The organism is Microbacterium sp. NPDC090014, assembly GCF_044748285.1.
Taxonomy (GTDB): domain Bacteria; phylum Actinomycetota; class Actinomycetes; order Actinomycetales; family Microbacteriaceae; genus Microbacterium.
This window is the reverse complement of the sequence record NZ_JBIVFS010000001.1, coordinates 496,315-518,125: the sequence shown is the minus strand read 5'-3', so window position 1 is coordinate 518,125 and position 21,811 is coordinate 496,315. Positions and strand designations below refer to the sequence as shown.

21 protein-coding genes are annotated in these 21,811 nt (G+C 68.4%); 8 read left to right on the top strand and 13 right to left on the bottom strand.

The genetic code is table 11. The annotated features are described in order from the left end of the window. Positions 1 to 3: 3 nt before the first annotated feature. The 6 genes from ACIPV5_RS02545 to ACIPV5_RS02520 all read right to left on the bottom strand — a co-directional run bounded on the left by ACIPV5_RS02545 (position 4) and on the right by ACIPV5_RS02520 (position 6,674). Positions 4 to 1,017: an aldo/keto reductase gene (locus ACIPV5_RS02545; RefSeq protein WP_400339467.1), complete on the bottom strand. Its 1,014-nt coding sequence runs from the start codon at positions 1,015 to 1,017 to the stop codon at positions 4 to 6. Then, positions 1,014 to 2,162, bottom strand: coding sequence for a mandelate racemase/muconate lactonizing enzyme family protein (locus ACIPV5_RS02540; RefSeq protein ID WP_295101223.1), 1,149 nt, complete (start codon positions 2,160 to 2,162; stop codon positions 1,014 to 1,016). The genes ACIPV5_RS02545 and ACIPV5_RS02540 overlap by 4 nt, the downstream gene beginning before the upstream one ends. After that, the gene (locus tag ACIPV5_RS02535) at positions 2,162 to 3,025 is read right to left on the bottom strand and encodes a carbohydrate ABC transporter permease (RefSeq protein ID WP_187249122.1); all 864 of its coding nucleotides are present in this window, start codon (positions 3,023 to 3,025) and stop codon (positions 2,162 to 2,164) included. Before ACIPV5_RS02535 ends, ACIPV5_RS02540 begins: the two co-directional genes overlap by 1 nt. Further along, positions 3,018 to 3,980 carry a carbohydrate ABC transporter permease gene (locus ACIPV5_RS02530; protein ID WP_261987667.1) on the bottom strand — a complete coding sequence of 321 codons (963 nt, stop codon included), beginning with the start codon at positions 3,978 to 3,980 and terminating at the stop codon, positions 3,018 to 3,020. Before ACIPV5_RS02530 ends, ACIPV5_RS02535 begins: the two co-directional genes overlap by 8 nt. 13 nt (positions 3,981 to 3,993) lie before the next feature. After that, positions 3,994 to 5,250 carry an ABC transporter substrate-binding protein gene (locus tag ACIPV5_RS02525; protein ID WP_400339464.1) on the bottom strand — a complete coding sequence of 419 codons (1,257 nt, stop codon included), beginning with the start codon at positions 5,248 to 5,250 and terminating at the stop codon, positions 3,994 to 3,996. Between the two features lie 80 nt (positions 5,251 to 5,330). Then, positions 5,331 to 6,674 (bottom strand): alpha-L-fucosidase, encoded by a 1,344-nt coding sequence (locus ACIPV5_RS02520; RefSeq protein WP_056275828.1) that lies wholly within the window; start codon positions 6,672 to 6,674, stop codon positions 5,331 to 5,333. Positions 6,675 to 6,760: 86 nt separating this feature from the next. On the opposite strand from ACIPV5_RS02520, the gene ACIPV5_RS02515 reads away from it, so the two are divergent. Genes ACIPV5_RS02515 through ACIPV5_RS02505 form a run of 3 tightly spaced genes read left to right on the top strand, consistent with a single transcriptional unit; the run spans position 6,761 to position 9,978 of the window. After that, a complete protein-coding gene (locus ACIPV5_RS02515; RefSeq protein WP_363518743.1) occupies positions 6,761 to 8,089 on the top strand; it encodes an alpha-L-fucosidase in 1,329 nt (442 codons plus the stop codon). A gap of 15 nt (positions 8,090 to 8,104) precedes the next feature. Further along, complete coding sequence (locus ACIPV5_RS02510; RefSeq protein WP_056275821.1) at positions 8,105 to 8,431, top strand: L-rhamnose mutarotase; 327 nt, start codon at positions 8,105 to 8,107, stop codon at positions 8,429 to 8,431. Between the two features lie 47 nt (positions 8,432 to 8,478). Beyond that, complete coding sequence (locus ACIPV5_RS02505; protein WP_400339460.1) at positions 8,479 to 9,978, top strand: hypothetical protein; 1,500 nt, start codon at positions 8,479 to 8,481, stop codon at positions 9,976 to 9,978. Positions 9,979 to 9,998: 20 nt separating this feature from the next. Here the strand turns inward: ACIPV5_RS02505 and ACIPV5_RS02500 are convergent, their stop codons facing one another. Further along, complete coding sequence (locus tag ACIPV5_RS02500) at positions 9,999 to 11,060, bottom strand: LacI family DNA-binding transcriptional regulator (RefSeq protein WP_053098300.1); 1,062 nt, start codon at positions 11,058 to 11,060, stop codon at positions 9,999 to 10,001. Between the two features lie 59 nt (positions 11,061 to 11,119). On the opposite strand from ACIPV5_RS02500, the gene ACIPV5_RS02495 reads away from it, so the two are divergent. After that, positions 11,120 to 12,370: an MFS transporter gene (locus ACIPV5_RS02495; protein ID WP_320489405.1), complete on the top strand. Its 1,251-nt coding sequence runs from the start codon at positions 11,120 to 11,122 to the stop codon at positions 12,368 to 12,370. Between the two features lies 1 nt (position 12,371). Here ACIPV5_RS02495 and ACIPV5_RS02490 read toward each other — a convergent pair whose 3' ends face one another. After that, the gene (locus tag ACIPV5_RS02490; protein WP_400339457.1) at positions 12,372 to 12,665 is read right to left on the bottom strand and encodes a response regulator; all 294 of its coding nucleotides are present in this window, start codon (positions 12,663 to 12,665) and stop codon (positions 12,372 to 12,374) included. A 147-nt stretch (positions 12,666 to 12,812) separates the two neighbouring features. Between ACIPV5_RS02490 and nucS the strand changes: the two genes are divergently transcribed. Both nucS and ACIPV5_RS02480 read left to right on the top strand, forming a co-directional pair. After that, positions 12,813 to 13,508: an endonuclease NucS gene (nucS, locus tag ACIPV5_RS02485; RefSeq protein ID WP_056275812.1), complete on the top strand. Its 696-nt coding sequence runs from the start codon at positions 12,813 to 12,815 to the stop codon at positions 13,506 to 13,508. Between the two features lie 63 nt (positions 13,509 to 13,571). Next, positions 13,572 to 14,237: an HAD hydrolase-like protein gene (locus ACIPV5_RS02480; RefSeq protein WP_072590425.1), complete on the top strand. Its 666-nt coding sequence runs from the start codon at positions 13,572 to 13,574 to the stop codon at positions 14,235 to 14,237. A gap of 117 nt (positions 14,238 to 14,354) precedes the next feature. On the opposite strand, the gene ACIPV5_RS02475 is transcribed toward ACIPV5_RS02480, so the two are convergent. After that, entirely contained in the window at positions 14,355 to 14,561 is a 207-nt protein-coding gene (locus ACIPV5_RS02475) for a cold-shock protein (protein WP_042540947.1), read from the bottom strand. 542 nt (positions 14,562 to 15,103) lie between these two features. On the opposite strand from ACIPV5_RS02475, the gene ACIPV5_RS02470 reads away from it, so the two are divergent. Continuing rightward, a complete protein-coding gene (locus tag ACIPV5_RS02470) occupies positions 15,104 to 15,922 on the top strand; it encodes a shikimate 5-dehydrogenase (protein WP_400339453.1) in 819 nt (272 codons plus the stop codon). Between the two features lie 30 nt (positions 15,923 to 15,952). On the opposite strand, the gene ACIPV5_RS02465 is transcribed toward ACIPV5_RS02470, so the two are convergent. Together ACIPV5_RS02465 and ACIPV5_RS02460 are read right to left on the bottom strand one after the other, a co-directional pair. Beyond that, positions 15,953 to 16,786, bottom strand: coding sequence for an aldo/keto reductase (locus ACIPV5_RS02465; protein WP_400339451.1), 834 nt, complete (start codon positions 16,784 to 16,786; stop codon positions 15,953 to 15,955). A gap of 35 nt (positions 16,787 to 16,821) precedes the next feature. Beyond that, positions 16,822 to 18,009, bottom strand: coding sequence for an MFS transporter (locus ACIPV5_RS02460; protein ID WP_400339449.1), 1,188 nt, complete (start codon positions 18,007 to 18,009; stop codon positions 16,822 to 16,824). A 114-nt stretch (positions 18,010 to 18,123) separates the two neighbouring features. Here ACIPV5_RS02460 and ACIPV5_RS02455 point away from each other — a divergent pair, with 114 nt between their 5' ends. Further along, complete coding sequence (locus ACIPV5_RS02455) at positions 18,124 to 18,573, top strand: MarR family winged helix-turn-helix transcriptional regulator (protein WP_053098294.1); 450 nt, start codon at positions 18,124 to 18,126, stop codon at positions 18,571 to 18,573. Position 18,574: 1 nt separating this feature from the next. Here ACIPV5_RS02455 and ACIPV5_RS02450 read toward each other — a convergent pair whose 3' ends face one another. Together ACIPV5_RS02450 and fdhD are read right to left on the bottom strand one after the other, a co-directional pair. Continuing rightward, entirely contained in the window at positions 18,575 to 20,926 is a 2,352-nt protein-coding gene (locus ACIPV5_RS02450; RefSeq protein ID WP_400339446.1) for an FdhF/YdeP family oxidoreductase, read from the bottom strand. Continuing rightward, positions 20,916 to 21,800, bottom strand: coding sequence for a formate dehydrogenase accessory sulfurtransferase FdhD (fdhD, locus tag ACIPV5_RS02445; RefSeq protein ID WP_400339443.1), 885 nt, complete (start codon positions 21,798 to 21,800; stop codon positions 20,916 to 20,918). The genes ACIPV5_RS02450 and fdhD overlap by 11 nt, the downstream gene beginning before the upstream one ends. Positions 21,801 to 21,811: the final 11 nt, after the last annotated feature.

Genomic DNA, 21,811 nt, shown 5'->3' with positions numbered 1-21,811 from the left:
GTCTCATCGTAGGGGGTGCCCTTCGTCGGCGATCAGACCGCGATCACGCAGATCGTCCCAGACCGCCTCGGCGACCGGGCGTGCGACGAGACGGCTGTTGCGCGCGACCTGCTCCGCGCTGGCACCGCCCATCACCACCGCGCCCACGGCGGGATGCGTCAGCGGATACTGTGCGGCCAGCTCGGGGAGTGTGGTGCCGTGATGCCGGGCGACCCGGGCGATCGCCTGAGCCCGGGCGAGCACCGAGCGGTCCGCGGGGCCGTAGTCGAACGTGGCATCGCGAGCGGGAGCATCCGTCGCGAGGATTCCCGAGTTGAAGACGGCGGCGGCCAGCACCGTCACCTCGCGCTCCCGGGCGATTGGAAGCAGGTCATCGGCGGCCGACTGGTCGAGCAGCGTCCAGCGCCCGGCGACCATCATGACGTCGGCATCCGTCTCCTGCACGAACCGCGTGAGCATGCCGCTCTGATTCATGCCGGCACCGAACGAGCGGATGACGCCCTGGTCCCGCAGCTCGCTCAGGGCGGGGAAGGCACCCTCGAGCGCCTCGCGCTCGTGCTCATCGGGATCGTGCACCAGAGCGATGTCGATGCGGTCGAGTCCGAGGCGCTCGAGCGACTGCTCGACCGAGCGCAGCACGCCGTCGCGGGAGTAGTCGCGCACGCGCCGATGATCCGCCGGCACGTCGAACAGGTTGTCGAGGTCCGAGCGGCCCGCGGCATCCTGCGGAACCAGCAGGCGTCCGACCTTGGTCGAGACGATGTACTCCTCACGCGGGAGCTCGCGCAGGCTCTCGCCGAGGCGTCGCTCGGCGAGGCCGAGACCGTAGTGCGGCGCGACATCGAAGTACCGCACGCCGCCCTCCCACGCGGCCGGCACGATGCGCGGCCACTCCCGGTCGTCCAGCGCCCGGTACAGATTGCCGAGCGCGGCAGCCCCATAGGCGACGGGCGGGGCGAGAAGCCCTCCGCGTCCGATCGCGACGGGCTTCGCTGCGGTGGAGACAGGCGCACTCATGACACGATCAGCCGGCCCAGGGCGTCATCGTTCCAGGGGATGCCGAGGCCCGCCTGGGTCGGCGCCCACCCGCGACCGTTCTCGATGCGGATCTCGCCCGTCGTGACCGCTCGCAGCTGCGGGATGTGCTCGAGGTACAGCGCGTTGGGGATCGCGCAGACGAGGGAGACGTGGAGCTCCATGAGGAAGTGCGGCGCGACGGGGGCGTTGAAGGACTCGGCCAGATGCGCGATCTTGAGCCACGGAGTGATCCCGCCGACCCGGGCGACGTCGGCCTGCACGATCGACGCGCCGCCACGCTGCAGGTGCTCGCGGAAGTGACCGAGCGAGTACATGCTCTCGCCGACCGCGATCGGCACCGACGTCGAGCGCGCCAGAAGACGATGCCCCTCGATGTCCTCCGCAGGCAGGGGCTCTTCGAACCAGAAGACGTCGACCTGCTCGAACAGCCGGGCTCGACGCACGGCTTCGGCGACCGTGAACGACTGGTTCGCGTCGACCATGATGTCCATGCCGGGTCCGACCGCGTCGCGCACGGCACGCAGTCGCTCGAGGTCCTGGTGCCCTCGCGGCATGCCGACCTTGATCTTCACGCCGCCCATGCCGCGCTCTTTGGCGGCGACCGCATGGGCGACGAGCTCGTCGGTGCGGAAGTGCAGCCATCCGCCCTCCGTGTCGTACACGGGCACGGAGGGCGACGCGCCTCCGGCGGCGACCCAGAGCGGGAGTCCGGCGCGACGGGTCTTCGCATCCCAGACCGCGGTGTCGACCGCGGCGAGCGCGAGTGCCGTGATCGGCCCGACCGTGGTGGCGCGAGTGATGCCGAAGAGTGCGAGCCACAGCGCTTCGGGACGCTCGGCCTCGAGCCCGATCAGAGCGGGCAGCAGCGTCTCGCGCAGCATGCTGAGCACCGCCCCGCCGCCGGTGCCGATCGTGTAGCTGTAGCCGATGCCCTCGGTGCCGTCGGCGGTGCGCAGCCGCACGAAGATGGTCTCCTGCTTGACGAACGTCTGCAGGGCATCCGTGCGCTCGGTCTCGACGGGCAGGTCGCACAGCTGCGCCTCCGCGTGCACGATGCGGCTGCCGGCCGTCGCGTCCGCGACGGCCTCCCGCAAGGGCTTCGTGGTGTGGTGTGTCGTGGTCATCAGCGTCCTCCGAGTCCGCCCAGGGTGACCCCCTTGATGAGCTGCCGTTGCAGCAGCAGCACGAGGATCAACGAGGGGATGACGGCCAGTGTCGATGCGGCCATGAGCAGCGACCACTGCGTGCCGAACTGACCGGTGAACATGCCGAGCCCGAGGGGCACGGTGGCCATGTCCTGCGTGTTGATGATGATCAGCGGCCACAGGTACGAGTTCCAATAGCCGATGAACGAGAACACCGCGAGCACGCTGAGCGGGGCGACCAGCTGCGGCAGCAGCACCGACCACAGGGTGCGCAGTCGCGAGGCGCCGTCGATCAGTGCCGCCTCCTCGTACTCCATGGGGATGGTGAGGAAGAACTGCCGCATCAGGAAGGTGCCGAACGCGGTGAAGGCGAACGGGATGATGAGGGCCGCGTAGCTGTCGTTCCATCCCCAGCTGTTGATCATGATGAAGAGCGGGACGACGAGCACCTCCTGCGGCAGCACGAGCGTGAGCACGAACAGCAGGAAGAGCTTGTCGCGGTACTTGAACCGCAGTCGAGAGAAGGCGTAGGCCGAGAGCACGGCGACGATCACCGAGAGGGCGGCGCCGAGGATCGCGACGAACAGGCCGTTGAGGATGAAGCGTCCGAACGGCACGACGGTCCACGCCTCGACGAAGTTCGCCCAGCGGATCTCCGATCCGAAGATCTGCGGGGTGGCGGTGAAGACCTCGTTCTCGGGCTTGAGCGCCGTGAGGAACATCCAGATGAAGGGGAACGCGAAGATCAGCGCGACCACGGCGATGGCCGCGGTGTTGAGCCACTCCTTGAGCGACTCACGGCGCTGACGCGCACGACGGGGCAGGCTCACGACGTCACTCATAGTTCACCCACCTGCGCTGGCCGACGAACTGCAGGGCCGTGATGAGCATCACGACGAGGAAGAGGATCCACGCGAGAGCGGATGCATAGCCGAGCCGATCGAAGACGAATCCGTTGCGGTACAGGTACAGCACGAAGGTGTTGGTGCTCTCTCCCGGCCCTCCCTGCGTGAGGAAGAGCGGCTGCACGAACACCTGGAACGCGCCGATCATCGTCATCGTGGAGCAGAAGAACAGCGACGGCGAGAGCAACGGGAGGATGATGAAGCGCAGTCGCTGCCACGCCGAGGTGCCGTCGATGCGAGAGGCCTCGAGCAGTTCCTTCGGGATGGCGCTGAGTCCGGCCGACAGGACGATCACGTTGTAGCCGAACGACTGCCATACCGACATCGCGATGACCGAGGGCAGCGCCCACGCCGAGTCCGACAGCCAGTTCGGTCCGTCGATGCCGACGGTCGCGAGCATCGAGTTGACGAGACCGTCCTGCGAGAGCAGGAGTCGCCACACCAGCGCGTTGGCCACCATGGGCGTGATCACGGGCAGGAAGAAGATGACCCGCCACGCCCCGGCCGCCTTCATGCGCGTGCTGAGCCACAGCGAGATGGTGAGGGCGACGACCAGATTCAGCGCCGTGTACACGATCGCGAAGATCAGGGTGTTGCCGAGCACCGTGTAGAACGTCGGGTCGCGGAACAGCTTGACGTAGTTCTCGAAGCCGATGAAGTCGGGGCTGCCGAACAGCTTCCAGTCGAACAGGCTGATGAAGGCCGACCCGAACAGCGGAGTGAGGATGAAGAGGACGAACCCGATCATCCCGGGTGCGAGGAAGGCCACCGCCACCCAGGCTTGACCGCGCCGTCGCGGGGGGCGGGGAACCCGCGGGGCGGGAGCGCCGAAGGGCACTCCCGCCGCGCCGGGCACGGGAGAGGAGGCCGTGGCCTCTCTCCGCTCGCTCATGATCGCCATCCGCTCAGCCCGCGACCGAGTTCTGGATGGTCTCCATGATCTCCTCCGCCGTCAGCTCACCCCGGTAGCCCTGCACTCCGTACTGGGTCATCAGGGTCTCGACCTGGTTCCAGGTCGGGGTGGTGCGCTGCGGGGTCGCATCGGCCAGCAGAGCCTCGACGACCTCGGCCGCACCCTCGGTCTTGCCCTCAGCCCAGGCCGGGAGCGCCTCGATGCGCGCCGGAACGATGCCGCGCGCCTCGGCCTGCTTCTCCTGCACCGACACCGAGGTCAGTGACTCGATCGCCGCGAACGCCTCGTCCGGGCGGTCGCAGTTGGCCGCGATGCCGAAGCCCGAACCCGCCGTCATCGCGGCGGCCTCGCCGCTGGTCGACGGGACGATCGTGACGCCGAGCGTGAAGTCGGCGGCGTCGGCGAAGCTGCCGTACATCCACGGACCTTCGATCAGCATCGGCACCTCGCCCGAGGTGAAGGCCTGCTGCGAGACCTCCGAGCCGTCCGCCGCCTCGGGGGCCTTGGCGACCTGCTCGACCGACACCAGGTCGAAGAAGCTCTGGATCTGGTCGACGAAGTCGGGGTTCGTGAGGTCGAGCTCGCCGTCCTCGGTCACGGCCGGAACGCCGTCGGCGAGCGACCAGGCGTTCGGGATGAAGATGCCGGGTGCGAGCGCGAGGCCCTTCTTGTCGCCGTCGGTCAGCGCCTTCGCATCCGCGATGAACTGATCGCGCGTGTACTCGGTGCCGGGCAGCTCGAGACCCGCGGCCTCGAACGCCTCGATGTTGTAGAACAGCACGATCGGCTCGGCGTCGTAGGGGATCGCCCTGATCGTGCCGTCGACCGTCATGCCGCTGAGCATGGATGCGTCGATGTTCTCGATGTCGAAGTCAGACTTCTCGATCAGGTCGTCGAGCGGCATCAGCAGGTCGCCGAGCTCCTGCGCGCGGGCCGCTTGCGTGGTCAGCAGGCAGGGCGGGTTCGAGCCGCTGAGGCGGGTCTTCACCTTGGTCCAGTAGTCCGAGAAGCTGGGCCCCTCGACGGTGATGTCGAGGTCGGGATCCTCGGCCTGGGCGCCGTCGATGAAGTCAGCCCACTGCGCCTGATCGCCCTCGCTGGCGGCCCACGTGTAGAGCACGAGAGGGCCGCCGGCGTCGCCGCCTCCTCCTCCCGAGCCGCTGGCACAGCCGGCGAGGGTGAGAGCGGTGAGGCCCGCGACGCCTGTCAGGATGAGACGCTTCGCGCGTCGGGATGAGAGTGCATTCATTCTGTCTGCCTCCTTCATTGGATGCTGATTCGATGCGATGGGTGAGGGGGTGCTGCTCGGGGGTTCGGGTCGTGCTCGGGTCACTCGGAGAAGTCGATGGCGACGACGTCGATCAGGGCGCCGCTCGGCGCGGGGGCGACGATGCGCAGCTCGCCCAGGTCGTCGCCGGCGATCGAGGCCTCGTGCACCTCGAAGCTCGCGTCATGCTGCAGCTCGAGATCGTCGGCCAGGCGGTGCACCCGGGTGATGCGACGCACGGGCAGGCCCCGCACGATGATCTCGTCGACCGGCACCGCGGTCAGATGCAGGTAGAGGCGTCCGGCGCGCGCGGTCGTCGGCCCGTGGAAGTCGATGCCGACGGTGGGCTCGACACCGATCACGGACTCGGCGTGCGCGTGCATCCATTCCGCGAACTCGCCCAGCCGCTCCTGTTCGACCGCCGGCAGCGCACCGTCGGGACCGGGCCCCACGTTGAGCAGCAGATTGCCGCCGCGGGCGACGACGTCGATGAGGGTGACGAGCAGCGACCGCGCGGACTTCTCGTTGTCCGGCCCCGTGCGCCATGCCCAGTGATCGCCGATCGTGAGGCACAGCTCCCACGGACCGGTCGGCGGGGTGAGCGGGAAGCCCTGCTCGGGGGTGCGGTAGTCGCCCTGGCCGGGCAGGCGGTCGTTGATGACGACATCGGGCTGCAGCTCCTTGATCAGGCGGCGCAGTGCCGGAGCCGTCCACTCGACGGCGGAGCGCTCCCAGTCGCCGTCGAACCAGAGCAGATCGATCTGCCCGTAGTTCGTGAGGAGCTCGGTCAGCTGCGCCCGCACGTAGTCGAGGTAGCGCGACCACTCCTCCGGACTCGACCGCCGGTGGCGATCGGTCGCGTCGGGGGTGTCGGCGAACTCGGCGAGGCCCGCGGCGGGCCAGTGCTCGAGCTTGTACGGCCGGTCCTCATCGCGGAATGCCGGATAGTCGGGGTGGTTCCAGTCGGGGAGGCTGTAGTAGATGCCGACCTTCAGGCCTTCGGCGCGCACGGCGTCGACGAACTCACGGGTGATGTCGCGACCGAAGGGGCCGTGCTGCACGCCGAAGTCGGACTCCTCGGTGAAGAACATGTTGTATCCGGCATGGTGACGTGCCGTGAAGACGAGGTAGGTGGCTCCCGCTTCGCGGGCACGACGCGCGAGATCTGCGGCATCCCAGTTCACGGGGTCGAACGTCGGAGCCGTCGCCTGGTACTCGGCCACGGTCACGGCGTCTTCCACGGCATCCTCGCCCGGGATGATCGAGCGTCCGACGAGGGGCCAGGAGATCTCGATGCCCTGCTGCGATGCCTGGTCCCAGTGCACGAAAAGGCCGAAGCCTGCGCCGCTGAACCACTCCCCGCCGGGGATGCGCTCTGTGGGGCGTCGGAAGCCTTCGTCTGTCATCGAACCTCTCCTTTGAGTTCAAGATTTCCTATAGGATACGTGATAGACGAAACCGTTCACAAGGGTGTGATGAAAGGTGCCTACCGATGGCGATGTTCGAAACCGATCCTGTTCGTCCCGAGGCCTACCGCGAGTTCGAGCGACCGCTTCCCGAGTGGTTCCGCGGCGCCGCACTGGGCATCTTCGTGCACTGGGGGCCGTACTCGGTTCCCGCCTGGGCAGAGCCCACCGGTGAGCTCGGCGCCGTGCCACGGGACGAGTGGTACGCCCACAATCCCTATGCCGAGTGGTACGCCAACACCATGCGCATCGAGGGCTCGCCGACCCACCGGCATCACGAGGAGGTCTACGGCGGGGCTCCTTATGACGACTTCCTCGATGCCTGGAAGGCCGAGGAGTTCGACGCCGACGAGGTGCTCGCCGTGGTCGCGGCGACGGGCGCGAGATACTTCATCCCCACGACCAAGCACCACGACGGCGTCACACTCTGGGACGCACCGGGAACGGATGGGCGCAACACCGTCGCCCGTGGCCCAGGGCAGGACCTCATCGGAGCCTTCGCCGACGCGACGCGCGCGGCCGGCCTCCGCTTCGGCGTGTACTACTCAGGCGGTCTCGACTGGCACTTCTCCGACCTGCCGCCCATCGACCATGACGGCGCCCCCGCCCCCGATGACCTCGCCTACGCGGAATATGCGCACGACCACGTCATCGACCTGATCGACCGCTATCGTCCCGACATCCTCTGGGGCGACATCCGGTGGCCGGCTGCGGGAATCGAGCCGGGGCCGAAGAGCATCGCCCACGCCTTCCAGACGTTCTACGCGCAGGTTCCCGAGGGCGTCGTCAACGATCGCTGGGGCGAGTCCCACTGGGACTTCCGCACCAGCGAGTACGTGCACGGCACCGCAGTCGAGGTCGGCGAGGCGTGGGAGAACACCCGGGGGATCGGACTCTCGTTCGGCCACAACCGCAGGGAGACGAGCGAGCACCTGCTGTCGGCGCACGAGGCCGTGCTTCTGCTCGTCGACGTGGTCTCACGGGGCGGCAACCTGCTGCTCAACATCGGCCTCGAGGCATCCGGGCGCATCCCCGATCTGCAACGAGAGACCCTCGAGGGCATCGGCCACTGGAACAGGCAGTACGGGCACGCCGTGTTCGGTGCGCGACCGGAAGAGCGGATGCCGGCGTCCGACGACCCCTGGCTGCGCTGGACACGCACGGATGACGCGGTGCACGCGGTCGTCGACCGGAACGGACACGTCGAGCTCCCCGATCCGCACGGCCTGCTCGACGAGAGCAGCGCACGGATCGGCGAGCATCCGGTGACCGCAGAACGCGTCGATGGTGCCATCCTGGTCGAGGTGGCGGACGCGACGACCCCGGTCGCGATCTCGTTCCAGCCCAGGGACTGACGGAAGGACCCTCTCATGCGCATCGCTCTGCACTCCGAGATCCGCGACGGCGCGGTCGACGACTACCGCACGAACCACGCCCGCATCCCGGATGCTCTCGCCGAGACCTTCGCGCGCATCGGCATCCACGACTGGACGATCTGGAGGTCGGGCCGGCGCCTGTTCCACCTGGTCGAGTGCGATGACTGGGATGCCGCGGTCGCCGCGCTCGAGGACGATCCGGCCGACCACGCCTGGCAGGCCGACATCGGTCGCTTCGTCGAGCTCTTCCGCGACGAAGACGGCGCCGAGGGCACCGCTCCCCTGGAGCAGGTCTGGGATCTGAGGTCGCAGGTCTCCTGACCGCCCCGCTGCCCGGGTCTGCCGCGGGCTCGTGGCAGAGTAGCCCCGTGACTCGGACGTGGGTGCGCGAGCTGGCCGGCTGGATGTGCGCTGCCGCCGTGTCGATCGTCACCGCATCCGTGGTCGCGTCGTCAGCCCGGTCCGACCTGCTCTTCCGAGACGGCGATTCACTGGTCGTCGCGATGCTCGCGCGGTCGCTGCTGTCGGGAGAATCGCTCGACTGGGCGATGTCGAGCGTGCTGTTCCTGCCCGAGACCGCGGCGTTCACCGCGATCGACGCCGCCGTGCCTGCGACGGTGAACGGCCTCTTCGCGATCAGCGCGGTCGTCAATCTCCTCGCCCTCTATGGAGCCATCCGGCTCGTCGCCGGCCGCGGCCGCGCGGGTTCTGCGCCCGTCACCTGGTCCGTCGTCGCGCTCGGGGTGTTCGGCATGCTCGCGATGACCGATGTCTCGGCGTCGCGAGAGGCGCTCGACCTCGCATCCCTGCAGCTGACGACCACCTACTACTCGGCGACCGTGATCGGCGTCGTCATCACGGTCGGCATCGTGCGGCGCGTGATCGACGACGGCCGCCTCAGAGCCTCGCCGTCGATCGCTCTCGGCGCCGTCGCGCTCTTATCGGCTCTCTCGAACCCGCTGTACGCGGTGTGGGCGACCCTCCCCCTCGCGATCATCCTGGGCATCGCCGCCGTGTCGCCGTCGCGGCGTGCGCAGATCCTCGCCCTCATCGCGGTGCTGCTCGCCGGCACCACCGCGGGCTTCCTGGCTCGTATTCCGTTCGCGGCATGGATCGCGAACACCGGCGTCGGCTACGCGCAGCCCGACCACTGGCACGAGTCGGTCGACTATTACGCACGGCTCATCGCCGAACGCGGTCAGAGCCTCCCCGGGCTGATCGGGCTGCTGGTCACCGTCGCCCTCATCGTCTTCGCCGTCGCGAGAACGGCGAAACAGGGCGACCCGGGAACCCGTCTCGTCGCCGCGATGGCCTGGGCGGCACCGATCGTCGTCGTCGTCGGGGCGATCGCGCTGGGCACGCATGCCGCGCGCTACCTGCAGCCTCTCGTCTTCGCTCCGGTGCTCGTGCTCGTCGCGTCACCTCGCGCGATTCGCCTCCCCGCCCGCCTGCGTCGTTCGACAGCTGCCATCGTCGGCGTGGTGCTTCTCGTCGTCGGCGGCCTCAGCATCCCGCGCCTGGCGGACGCGGCCGCCCGGCCGGACCCCGATCTCGCGTGCGTGACGGACTGGGTCGACGCCTCCGGTCGCACGGGCGCCGGACAGTTCTGGACCGTTCGTCTGCCCGCACTGCATGTCGCAGACCCCTCGCGCCTCGTCCAGGTCGATCATCAGCTCAACGGCTACGCGTGGCTGGTCAACCGCACGGACTTCGCAGTCGGCGAGGTGTCGTTCCTCGTCGAGGATTCGCAGACCGTGCCGTGGGATCTTCCGCAGGCGGTGCAGCCTGAGCGTGTGGTCGAGTGCGGCCGGTACTCGATCCTGGACTTCGGCAGTCAGACCCTGCCCCTGGGGCCGCAGCGCAGCTGAGCGAGACCGCAGCGACCCGGTCAGCGGGTTGGTGCCGCGGTGGTCGTTCCCTCGCGGAACCGGCACGTGAGGTGCAGGGTCTGGCCGGGTTCTCCTCGGAGCATCCGCGCGACCTGCTCTCCGGCGGCGCGCCCCTTCTCGACCGCCGGCTGCACGCTGGTCGTGAGCACGAGGTCGCCGAGCCCATCGGCGGCGATCCCGTCGAAACCCGCGACCGACAGGTCTTCGGGCACGCGCAGGCCCAGCTCCTCCGCGGCGCGAATGATGCCGACGGCGATCAGATCGCTCTGAGCGAGGATCGCCGTCGGCCGCGTCTCGGCATCCGCCAGCAGATGCCGTCCGGCGAGGAGCCCCTCGTCGATGAAGCTGCCTCCGGCCGAGATCGCGGGCGCGTCGGGAAAGATCTCGCGCATGCCGGCGAGGCGATCGATGGTCACATCCACCGTCGCCGCGTCGATTCGCTCCTGAGTGACCGGTCCCCGCTCGCGACGGGTGTCGAGCGGCAGCGTGACGAGTGCGACGTCGCGGTGCCCGAGGTCGCGCAGGTGACGTGCGACGTCCGCGGCCGCCGCGGAGTTGTCGAGCAGGATCTTCGGGATGCCCTCCCCCGCGTCACCCTCGATCACGACGACCGGCAGGCCCCGGCTGCGCACGATGTCGAGCGACGCCTTGGCGCGCCCCGAGCACCCGATCAGCACGACCGCATCGACGGGTGCGTTCGAGAGAGACGACTCATCGTCGCCCGGCTCGTCGCGCATCAGCAGGATGCCGGCGCTGAGCTCGGCCATCCCATCGGTCAGGCCGTCCATCATGGCGGTGGTCACCGGGTCGAGGAACGCCGCACGCAGGTGCCCCTCGAGAACGACCGCGACGATGCCGCTGCGTCCTCGTCGCAGCGATGCGGCGCGCGGGTCGGGACCGGCATATCCGAGAGCCGCCGCTGCGGCGAGCACCCGCTCGCGCGTGGCCGGCGCGACGTTGGCCTTGCCGCTGAAGACGACGGATGCCGTCGACGTGGCAACTCCCGCCTCGCGTGCGACATCGGCGATCGTCGCTCGGCGCGGGCTGTCGTGGCTCGTCATACTCCGAGGATAGCTCCCCGGCTTCCCGATCATCGAATCGATTCGATATGCTGATCCGCATGGACACGGCTCTCTCCCGATCGCAGTACGTGCGCTGGCGCACCGCGATCTTCGCGATCTTCCTCGCCAGCGGTCTCTCGATCGCGACCTGGGCGTCCCGTGTCCCCGACATCAAGCTCGCCCTCGAGGTCGACAAGGCTCAGGTGGGCATGCTGCTGCTCGGCGCGGGCATCGCCTCGATCATCGGCATCTCGACCAGCCCCGCGATCATGGCACGCACCGGCGCGCGCCTCGGCATGATGGTGTCGATCTTCACCTTCGCCTCGGGCGTGGCCCTCATCGGCATCGGCGCCAACGTCCTCGGCTCGTACTCCGTGGTGCTGATCGGTCTCGTGCTGTTCGGACTCGGCAACGGCTGCGTCGACGTCATGATGAACGTCGAGGCCACCGCGATCGAGCAGCACTCGGGCAAGACGATCCTGCCCCTCTTCCACGCCTTCTTCAGCTTCGGCACCGTGATCGGCGCCGGGCTCGGGGCGCTTGCCGCACAGCTGCACATCGACGTCTTCACCCATACGCTCGTGATCGCCGTCGCGATCGCCGCCATCGGCATCGCCAGCATCGCGAACGTGCCGCGACGCGAAGAGGCACTCGACCCCGCGGCCGACGACGCAGAGAAGCCTCACTGGCGGGAGCGGATGCACGTCGCGATGTCCGCCTGGCGCGAGCCGCGCACCTACGCGATCGGCGTCGTCATGCTCGGCATGTCGTTCGCAGAGGGCGGCGCCAACGACTGGCTCGCCCTCGGCGTCGCCGAAGACCACGGAGGCGGCACCGCACTGGGCGCCGCCGCGCTCGCGACGTTCTCGGTCGCGATGACCGTCGTCCGCGTCTTCGGAGGCCCACTGGTCGACAGGTTCGGCCGCGTCGCCGTGCTGCGCATCCTCGCGGTTGCCGCCGCATCCGGCATCCTGCTCTTCATCCTCGCCCCCAGCCTTCCTCTCGTCTTCGTGGGCGCAGCGCTGTGGGGCGTCGGCGCTTCTCTCGGCTTCCCGCTGGGTATGTCCGCCGCCGCAGACGACCCCGCCAAGGCGGCCGCGCGAGTGAGCGCAGCCGCGACGATCGGCTACATCTCGTTCCTGGGCGGCCCGCCCGTGCTCGGCTTCATCAGCGAGCACATCGGACTGCTCAACACGCTCTACATCCTCGTCGGCCTGGTCGTGTTGTCCGGCCTGTTCTCGGGTGCCGCGCGCCCGCTCCGCAAGGACGAGATGTCGACGCCGCCCGTCACCGCGAAGTCAGCCTCGTAGATCAGCGGGCGACAAGCAGACGCGGTGCCGGGCCTTCGAGTCGGGCGATGGCGATCTTCACCTCTCCGAGCTCGACGTCCACCTTCTCGAACCTCGCATCCATGCGCTGCTCGACCTTCTCGAACCGCGCATCCATGCGCTGCTCGACCTTCTCGAACCGCGCATCCATGCGCTGCTCGAACATCTCGAACCGCGCATCCGTGCGCGTGATCATCCATCCGAAGCCTGCGGCAAGCCCCAGCAGCGTGGTCGCGACGGTCACGATCATGGTCACGAGCTCTATCGACACCGTCATCTCCTCATCCTTGACCTGTCCGCCCAGAATGTCAGGATCCAGTCCGATGGCATCGACGACGGGAGTCGATCCGCCGCAGATGTGGAAACTTCGGCGCTGATGCTGACATCAGCAGAACGAGTCGACCCGACGAAGTAGGCTCGACGGGTGCGTCTCGTCATCGCCCGCTGCTCCGTGGACTACACGGGCCGCCTCAATGCCCACCTCCCGCTCGCCACGCGTCTGCTCGTGCACAAGGGAGACGGGAGTCTGCTCGTGCACTCCGACGGCGGCAGCTACAAGCCGCTGAACTGGATGAGCCCGCCGTGCTCCCTCGCGGCCGAGGAACCCGGCGAGGAGGAGTCCATCGCCGGTGTCACCGAAGTATGGCGAGTGACGCACAAGAAGACCGGCGACGCGCTCCGCGTGCAGATCTACGAGATCCTGCACGACACCAACCACGACCTCGGCGTCGACCCCGGTCTGCAGAAGGACGGCGTCGAAGCCGATCTGCAGCGCCTGCTCGCCGAGCAGGTCGAGCGCATCTCCGACGGCGCGACCCTGGTGCGCCGCGAGTACCCGACCGCGATCGGTCCCGTCGACCTGCTCGTGAGGGATGCCGCCGGCGCGGCGATCGCTGTCGAGATCAAGCGGCGCGGAGACATCGACGGCGTCGAGCAGCTCACCCGCTATCTCGAGCTGCTGGGCCGCGACCCGCACCTCGCGCCGGTGCAGGGCGTCTTCGCCGCGCAGGAGATCAAGCCGCAGGCGCGGGTGCTCGCCGAGGACCGCGGCATCCGCTGCCTCGTGCTCGACTACGACGACATGAAGGGCATCGAGTCCGGCATCCCCCGCCTGTTCTGAGGCCATCTGCACAGATGTCCACCGCGGTCGGTCGCGTCGTGCACTGCCCATAGGCTGGAAGGTATGGCTTCTTCCCCCTATTCGTGCGTGCTCTGGGACGTCGACGGCACGATCGCCGACGCGTCGGTCGGCATCCTGCGCCGTCTGAACGTGGCCCTCACGCACTTCGGTCACCCTGCTCCCACGCGCGAACAGCTCGTGCACTGGATCGGGCCGCCCATGTTCGAGTCGTTTCAGGCGCAGGCGGCGATGACCCCCGAGCAGGCGACCGAGGCGGTCACCTTCTATCGGACACTCGGCAAGGCCGACGGATACACGACCGATGTCGCGACCTACCCGGGCGTGCCCGAGATCATCCGCGATCTGCACGCGGCAGGGGTGCCTCAGGCGACCGCCAGCTCGAAGCCCGAGATCCAGGTCGATGCGATCGTCGACTTCTTCGAACTGCGCCCGTACTTCCTCACGACGGTGGGTGCGACGCCCGACGAGGCGACGCTCGCCTCGAAGACCGACATCGTCGCCGAGGCGCTGCGCCGTCTGGCCGAGCGCGGTGCAGACATCTCACGCCCCGTGCTGGTCGGCGATCGCCATCACGACGTCGAGGGCGGCAACGCCAACGGCGTGCCGGTGATCTTCGTCGAGTGGGGCTTCAGCGACACGCACGAAGGCGATGAGGCCGCGTTCCGCGCCGCATCGGCCGACGAACTGCGCGCGCTGCTGCTGCACTGACCTCGGCCGACCGGGGGCCCACCCGGCCGGGGTGATCCGGCCGGAAAGCACAGAACTCCCCGCCGGGGGTCGCAACGAGTGCAGACCTCCGGTCGGGGAGTTCTATGACGTCCGCTCTCAGAGCGGACGGATGTTCTCAGCCTGCAGGCCCTTGGGGCCCTGCGCCACGTCGAACTCGACTCGCTGGTTCTCTTCAAGAGAGCGGTAGCCGGATGACTCGATGGCGGAGTAGTGCGCGAAAACGTCAGCGCCGCCGTCGTCGGGGGAGATGAAGCCGAAGCCCTTCTCCGAGTTGAACCACTTAACCGTGCCCTGGGTGCTCATGTACTGCCTGTTCTGCTGGAAAGAAGCCGACGCAGGATGCCCCGACGTGCTCCACGCTAGTGGAGCACGCGCTGAGCGGAAGTCCTGATGTCAGCCCGTAACCCAAATGTTGCATGAGCGGTCGTCCGCGGTCACATGACAGGGCAGATGGAGACCCTCAGAAAATGGTGTGGCCCTCACCGCGGGGGGAGCGATGAGGGCCGAAGACGACCGGAGGGTGCGTCAGATTCCAGCCTAACCCCTCGCGCCTGCTTTTGTCCCCCATTTGGGGGACAAAAGCAAAATTTGTGAGATGGAGACAAACGACAGCGGCCCTCTCGAGCAGTCCGTTGGGGACAGAACTACTCGAGAGGGCCCAATCGCATGCACGGATCGCCTTTGCCTCTGGGGAAGGCAGCCCGTCTCTGGGGAAGACGGAGACGATCAATCCCCTGTGCATGCACCTTCACCCTAGGGGAGTCCGTTCGATCCCGCCAAGGGGGGTTGACGATCGTCGTCATCGGTGGCAGTGACGGGACGGACTGCGCGAGTAGCCTGGTGCGGTGACCATGCTGAACAAGGACATGACCCTGTGCATCTCGCTGTCTGCACGCCCGAGCAACAACGGCACGCGATTCCACAACTTCCTCTACGAGGAGCTGGGCCTGAACTGGATCTACAAGGCCTTCGCGCCGACCGACCTCGGCCAGGCGATCGCCGGCGTGCGCGGTCTCGGCATCCGCGGGTGCGCGATCTCGATGCCGTTCAAGGAAGACGTCATCGCGCTCGTCGACCGCATGGACCCTTCAGCGACGGCGATCGACTCGGTGAACACGATCGTGAACGATGACGGGGTGCTCACCGCATACAACACGGACTACAGCGCGATCGCCCAGCTGATCGAGCGCAACTCGCTCGACCCTGCATCATCGGTGCTGCTGCGGGGCTCAGGCGGGATGGCCAAGGCCACCGCCGCCGCCTTCCGTGACGCCGGATTCAGCCGCGTCACGATCGCGGCCCGCAACGAAGAGCGCGGTCGAGGGCTGGCCGACCTCTACGGCTTCGCCTGGACGGCGGATGCGGATGCCGCCACCGCCGACATCATCGTGAACATCACACCGATCGGCATGGCGGGAGGCGCGGACGAGCACGCGCTGTCGTTCACCGAGGAGCAGATCGCGGCGGCATCCGTCGTGTTCGACGTCGTCGCCCTGCCGGCGGAGACGCCTCTGATCTCCGCAGGGCGCGCGGCCGGGAAGACCGTCATCACGGGCGCCGAGGTGGCGACCCTGCAGGCCCTCGAGCAGTTCGTGCTGTACACCGGCATCCGCCCCTCCGCCGCTCAGGTGCAGGCGGCCGAGGAGTTCATGCGGGCGCAGTGACCACTGCGCCCGCAATTCGCCCCGAGGACCTCAGCCGTTGAACGCGGCGGGGTGGGGGCCGGTGCGACCGTCGCGCTCGAGGCGGTCGACCGCGGCCAGCTCGTCGTCGGCGAGCTCGAACCCGAACACGTCGAGGTTCTCAGCGATGCGAGCGGGGGTCACCGACTTGGGGATCACGATGCGTCCCTGCTGCAGGTGCCAACGCAGCACGATCTGGGCCGGCGTCCGCTCGTGCCGCTCGGCGATCTCGACGACCGAGCGATCGGAGAGCACGGCGCCCTGGGCGAGCGGGCTCCATGCTTCGGTGAGGATCCCCCGCTGAGCGTTCGCCTCGGCGACCGCTCGGTTCTGCAGCGCCGGGTGGAGCTCGACCTGGTTGACGGCGGGCACGACGCCACCCTCGGAGGCGATGCGCGCGAGGTGCTCGGGTTCGAAGTTCGAGACGCCGATGGCTCGTACGCGCCCGTCCGCGGAGAGACTCTCGAGCGCACGCCAGGTCTCGGGGTAGGTCGCCAGAGCAGGCGTCGGCCAGTGGATCAGGTACAGGTCGAGGTGATCGAGGCCGAGCCGTTCGAGGGACGCATCGTATGCGCGCAGGGCGGCGTCGTATCCGTGGTCGGAGATCCACACCTTCGACGTCACGAACAGCTCGTCGCGAGGGATGCCCGACTCGGCGATCGCACGCCCGACGCCGGCCTCGTTGCCGTAGATCGCCGCGGTGTCGATGCTGCGGTACCCGGCGTCGAGGGCGGCAGCGACGGCGGCCGTGGTCTCGGCATCCGGCACCTGGAACACGCCGTATCCGAGCTGCGGCATCTCGATGCCGTTGTTCAGGGTGAGTGTGGGGACGGTGGGAGCGTTCATGCTCGTGCTTCTTTCTCTCTCTGCGAATCGGGTGGTCACGCGGCGACGGTCTGCAGCGTGCCGGTGGGGGCGGGCGACGGCTTCCTGGCTGCGACCACGGCGATCACCATGACGACCAGGGCGGATGCGGTGATCGCGGCCCCGATCCAGATCGGCGAGGTGTAGCCGAGCCCTGCGGCGATGCCGAGGCCGCCCGCCCACGCGCCGAGGGCGTTGCCCACGTTGAAGGCGCCGATGTTGGCGCCGGAGGCGAGGGTCGGTGCACCGCCGGCGTAGTGCATGATGCGGCTCTGGAGCCCCGGAACCGTGCCGAATCCGAACGCGCCCATCAGAACGAGGATCGTGATGGTCACGGGCTGCGACCAGGCGAAGAAGCCGAACAGCACGAGCACGACGACCAGAGCCGCGATGAAGATCAGCAGCGTGCGGTCGATCGATCGGTCGGCCAGGCGTCCGCCGATCCAGTTGCCCGCGACGAGCCCGGCGCCGAAGAGCACGAGCAGCCACGGCACCGTGGTGTCTGCGAAGCCCGTGACCCCGGTGAGCGTGTAGGCGATGTAGGTGAAGGCGCCGAACATGCCGCCGAAGGCGAGCGCGGTGACGATGAGCGAGAGCCACACCTGTCCGGACCGGAAGGCCCGGAGCTCGCCGCGCAGACTCACCTGCTGGCCTGCCGTCTTCGGTGCCGTGACCAGCAGAGCGATGCCCGCGAAGGCGACGATGCCGATGGCGGAGATGACCCAGAACGTCGACCGCCAGCCGAACTGCTGTCCGAGGAAGGTTCCGAACGGAACACCGAACACGTTCGCCGCTGTGAGGCCGGTGAACATGATCGCGATCGCCCGCGCCTTCTTCTCGGGGGCGACGAGGTCGGCGGCGACGACGGATCCGATGCCGAAGAACGCTCCATGGCACAGCGCCGCGACGATGCGTCCGATCATGGCGGTCGTGTAGTCGGGGGCGAGGGCGGTGATCGCATTGCCGACGATGAACAGCACGACGAGGCCGAGCAGCACCGGTTTGCGGGGCAGACGGGTCGTTGCGGCGGTGAGGCCGAGTGCACCGACGACCACGCTGAGCGCGTAGCCCGAGATGAGCCAGCCGGCCGTGGCCTCGGTGACCCCGAAGTCCGCGGCGACGTCGGGGAGGAGCCCCATGATCACGAACTCGGTGAGTCCGATCCCGAAGGCGCCGATGGCGAGTGCGATGAGTCCGAGTGGCATGGGTGTGCTCCGTGGTCCTCTGCTAAAGTAGTTGCAGACGCGGGATATTGCGTCACGAGGGATAATCATTGCATACGCAACTATCCCGCGCAAGCAACTACTTCGGAGGTCACTGTGGGCATCTCAGACGACGCTGTCGAGATCCGGGCACGCGGCTGGCGAACGCTCGCCGCTCTGCACGGGATCATCGAGGCCGACCTCGAGAAGGCACTGGGCGCATCCGTCGGCCTGTCCGTCGTCGAGTACACGGTGCTCGACGCCCTCAGCAGACAGGACGGCTGGCACATGCGCATGCAGCAGCTCGCCCGCGCGACCGCGCTGAGCCCGAGCGCCACGACGCGTCTCGTGACACGGCTCGAAGACCGCGGGCTGCTCACCCGCATCCTCTGCGCCGACGACCGTCGGGGCATCTACACCGAGCTCACCCCGGCCGGCCTGGCGCTCTACGAGAACGCGCATCCGATCCACGACGAGACCCTCGAGCGTGCTCTCGGCGAGGCGGTCACGCAGCCCGAGCTGGCCCCCGTCGTGCACGCGCTTCAGTCAGTGACCGCCGAGGCCTGAGTCAGGCGAGCACGCTCGCGCGCGAGACCGTCACCTGGATGCTCTTCATCAGCGGCTGGTCGCTCTGGACGCTGAAGTCCTTGCGACCGATCAGCACGTTCATCTCCGGCATGTACCCGGCGGCGCTGCCGCGCGGCAGGTCGTACGGAACCGCGCGGAACGCCTTCAGCATCCGTGTCGACCCGTCTTTCGACGTCGACACGATGTCGACCAGATCGCCCTCGACGAGGCCGCGATCGCGCATGTCGTCCTCATGCAGGAAGACGAGCTCGCGCAGGTTCTTGACGCCTCGGTACCGGTCGTCGTTGGAGTAGATCGTGGTGTTCCACTGGTCGTGCGAGCGCACCGTCTGCAGCACGAGGGTGTCGGCGGACTCGGGGCTGACGTCCGGCAGTGGAGCCAGGGAGAATTCGGCACGGCCCGACGGCGTCTCGAACACGCGGTCCCTGGCGGGCTGCGGAATGCGGAACCCGTGCCGGTCGCGGATCAGGTCGTTGAAGCCCTCGAACCCCGGCAGCACCTTCGCCATCACATCGCGGATGTTGTCGTAGTCGCCGACGTACCAATCCCAGGGCGTCGCCGTGTGCGGCAGGGTCGCCTTCGCGATGCCGGCGATGATCGCCGGCTCCGACCTCAGATAGGCGGATGCCGGCTGCTTGCGTCCCCTCGAGAGGTGCACCATGCTCATCGCATCCTCGACGGTGACGCCCTGCGGGCCCTGCGCCTGCTGGTCACGCTCGGTGCGGCCGAGACACGGCAGGATCAGGGCCTTCTCGCCATGCACGAGATGGCTGCGGTTCAGCTTCGTGCTCACCTGCACCGTCAGGCGGCACTTCTCGAGCCCCTGCGCGGTGAACGGGGTGTCGGGCGCAGCGAGCACGAAGTTGCCGCCCATGCCGACGAACACCTTCACGCGCCGGTCATGCATCGCCTCGATCGTGCGGACGGTGTCGAGCCCCGGATGCCGCGGCGGCTCGATGCGACAGACCTCGGCGAGGCGGTCGAGCCACGCCTCCGTCGGCCGGTGATCGATGCCGCACGTGCGGTTGCCCTGCACGTTGCTGTGTCCGCGGATCGGCGACGGGCCCGCCCCCTTGCGGCCGATGTTGCCGCGCAGGAGCAGCAGATTGACGATCTCGCGCACCGTGTCGACGCCGTGCTCGTGCTGACTCACGCCGAGGCACCAGCTGATGATCGTGCGCTCCGAGGCCAGATAGACCGCAGCGGCGGCGCGGATCTGCTCTTCCGTGAGGCCGGACTGAACGACGAGATCTGCCCAGCTCGTGGCGTCGACCAGTGCGCGGTACTCGTCGATGCCGTTCGTCAGAGTGCTGAGGAATTCGCTGTCCAGCACCGACGGGTCGGTGGCGGCGGCTTCGAAGACGACCTTCGACATGCCGCGGATCAGCGCCAGATCGCCCCCCGGGCGCACCTGCAGGTTCATGGTGCTCGTGTCCGTCGCCGCGAAGCGCGCCATGTCGACGAAGTCGTGCGGCACGATCGTCCGGGTCGCCCCGGCCTCGACGAGCGGGTTGACGTGCACGACCTGCGCGCCGCGCTTCACGGCATCCGAGAGCGCGGTGAGCATGCGGGGAGCATTGGATGCCGCGTTCACGCCCAGCACGAAGAGGGCGTCGCAGTCGTCCCAGTCGTGCATGTCGACAGTGCCCTTGCCGGTCGCGATCGACGCCTTGAGCGCGCGTCCCGAGGCCTCGTGGCACATGTTCGAGCAGTCGGGCAGGTTGTTGGTGCCGTACTCGCGCACCATCAGCTGATACAGGAAGGTCGCCTCGTTGCTCAGACGCCCCGAGGTGTAGAACGCGGCCTCGTCGGGACTGTCGAGCGCCTGCAGCTCGTCGCCGACGAGCGCGAAGGCGTCGTCCCACGAGATCGGCACGTAGTGATCGGTGGCGGCGTCGTAGACCATCGGCTCGGTGAGACGACCCTGGTCCTCCAGGTCGAAATCGGGCCACGTCGCGAGCTCGGTGACCGAATGCTCGGCGAAGAACCGGCGGTCGACGCGCTTGCGCGTCATCTCCCACGTGACGTGCTTGATGCCGTTCTCGCAGATGTCGAGCTTCAGATTGCCCGGGTCGTCCGGCCACGCGCATCCGGGGCAGTCGTAGCCCGACACGGGGTGGTTCATCTGCAGCATCGCGAGCGGTCCGGCGATGGGCTCTCGCTGATCCAGCACCACCCGCCCCACCGACACGGCGGCTCCCCACCCGGCGGCCGGATGCCGGTACGGCTTGCGCGACCACGGTCGATCGGTGCGAGGGCCGTATCCGCCCTGACGCGGCTCGGCGGGCATCAGCCCGAACGCGGTGCCGATGGGTCCCTGGCTATCGAGCATGGCGTGCCCCTTCTTCGGCGTGCGCAGACGGTGCGAGCCCGTCGAGGCGCACCCGATGCGCGTGCGTATAGATGTTCATCGAACGCCCTCGGACGAACCCGATGAGCGTCACCCCGGCCTCCTCGGCGAGCTCGGCGGCGAGAGACGAGGGGGCCGAGACGGCACTGAGCAGGGGGATGCCGGCCATCGCGGCCTTCTGCACCAGTTCGAAGCTCGCCCTGCCCGAGACCTGGAGGATCTGCCGACGCAGGGGAAGCCGGTCGTTCAGCAGCGCCCACCCCACTACCTTGTCGACGGCGTTGTGACGCCCGACGTCTTCGCGCAGCACGAGCAGTTCACCCGAGTCGGCGTCGAACAGCGCGGCGGCGTGCAGACCACCGGTCTTGTCGAACGCCGCCTGCTCGGCGCGCAGCCGATCAGGGAACGACGCGATCTGCTCGGCCCCGACCTGGACATCGTCGACGGACACCGGATGCCGCGACACCGTGCGGACGGCGTCGATGCTGGCCTTGCCGCAGACCCCGCAGGAGCTGGTCGTGTAGAAGCGCCGAGCGGCCTCGGGGTCAGGAAGCGCGACGCCGTGAGCGAGGCCGATGTCGAGCACGTTGTAGGTGTTCTCCTGTCCACCGGTGCCGGGGCCACCGCAGTGGATCGCCGAATGGAAGTCTTCGGCCTGGGCGATGATCCCCTCGGACACGAGGAACCCCGCCGCGAGCTCGACGTCATGCCCGGGAGTGCGCATCGTGATGGCGAGCGGCGAACCTGCGACCCGGATCTCCAAGGGCTCCTCGACGGCGAGCGTGTCGGCACGCCGAGCGGCTCCCTCCCCGAGAGTGAGCTTCAGTATCGGTCTCCGCGTCGTGATCCGCCCCACACGAGCGAGCG

Excerpts from the sequence above, each read along its gene's own strand:
- ACIPV5_RS02545 (WP_400339467.1), bottom strand. The coding sequence starts at position 1,017 with ATGAGTGCGCCTGTCTCCACCGCAGCGAAGCCCGTCGCGATCGGACGC.
- ACIPV5_RS02540 (WP_295101223.1), bottom strand. The coding sequence starts at position 2,162 with ATGACCACGACACACCACACCACGAAGCCCTTGCGGGAGGCCGTCGCG.
- ACIPV5_RS02535 (WP_187249122.1), bottom strand. The coding sequence starts at position 3,025 with ATGAGTGACGTCGTGAGCCTGCCCCGTCGTGCGCGTCAGCGCCGTGAG.
- ACIPV5_RS02530 (WP_261987667.1), bottom strand. The coding sequence starts at position 3,980 with ATGAGCGAGCGGAGAGAGGCCACGGCCTCCTCTCCCGTGCCCGGCGCG.
- ACIPV5_RS02525 (WP_400339464.1), bottom strand. The coding sequence starts at position 5,250 with ATGAATGCACTCTCATCCCGACGCGCGAAGCGTCTCATCCTGACAGGC.
- ACIPV5_RS02520 (WP_056275828.1), bottom strand. The coding sequence starts at position 6,674 with ATGACAGACGAAGGCTTCCGACGCCCCACAGAGCGCATCCCCGGCGGG.
- ACIPV5_RS02515 (WP_363518743.1), top strand. The coding sequence starts at position 6,761 with ATGGCGATGTTCGAAACCGATCCTGTTCGTCCCGAGGCCTACCGCGAG.
- ACIPV5_RS02510 (WP_056275821.1), top strand. The coding sequence starts at position 8,105 with ATGCGCATCGCTCTGCACTCCGAGATCCGCGACGGCGCGGTCGACGAC.
- ACIPV5_RS02500 (WP_053098300.1), bottom strand. The coding sequence starts at position 11,060 with ATGACGAGCCACGACAGCCCGCGCCGAGCGACGATCGCCGATGTCGCA.
- ACIPV5_RS02495 (WP_320489405.1), top strand. The coding sequence starts at position 11,120 with ATGGACACGGCTCTCTCCCGATCGCAGTACGTGCGCTGGCGCACCGCG.
- ACIPV5_RS02490 (WP_400339457.1), bottom strand. The coding sequence starts at position 12,665 with ATGACGGTGTCGATAGAGCTCGTGACCATGATCGTGACCGTCGCGACC.
- ACIPV5_RS02480 (WP_072590425.1), top strand. The coding sequence starts at position 13,572 with ATGGCTTCTTCCCCCTATTCGTGCGTGCTCTGGGACGTCGACGGCACG.
- ACIPV5_RS02475 (WP_042540947.1), bottom strand. The coding sequence starts at position 14,561 with ATGAGCACCCAGGGCACGGTTAAGTGGTTCAACTCGGAGAAGGGCTTC.
- ACIPV5_RS02465 (WP_400339451.1), bottom strand. The coding sequence starts at position 16,786 with ATGAACGCTCCCACCGTCCCCACACTCACCCTGAACAACGGCATCGAG.
- ACIPV5_RS02460 (WP_400339449.1), bottom strand. The coding sequence starts at position 18,009 with ATGCCACTCGGACTCATCGCACTCGCCATCGGCGCCTTCGGGATCGGA.
- ACIPV5_RS02450 (WP_400339446.1), bottom strand. The coding sequence starts at position 20,926 with ATGCTCGATAGCCAGGGACCCATCGGCACCGCGTTCGGGCTGATGCCC.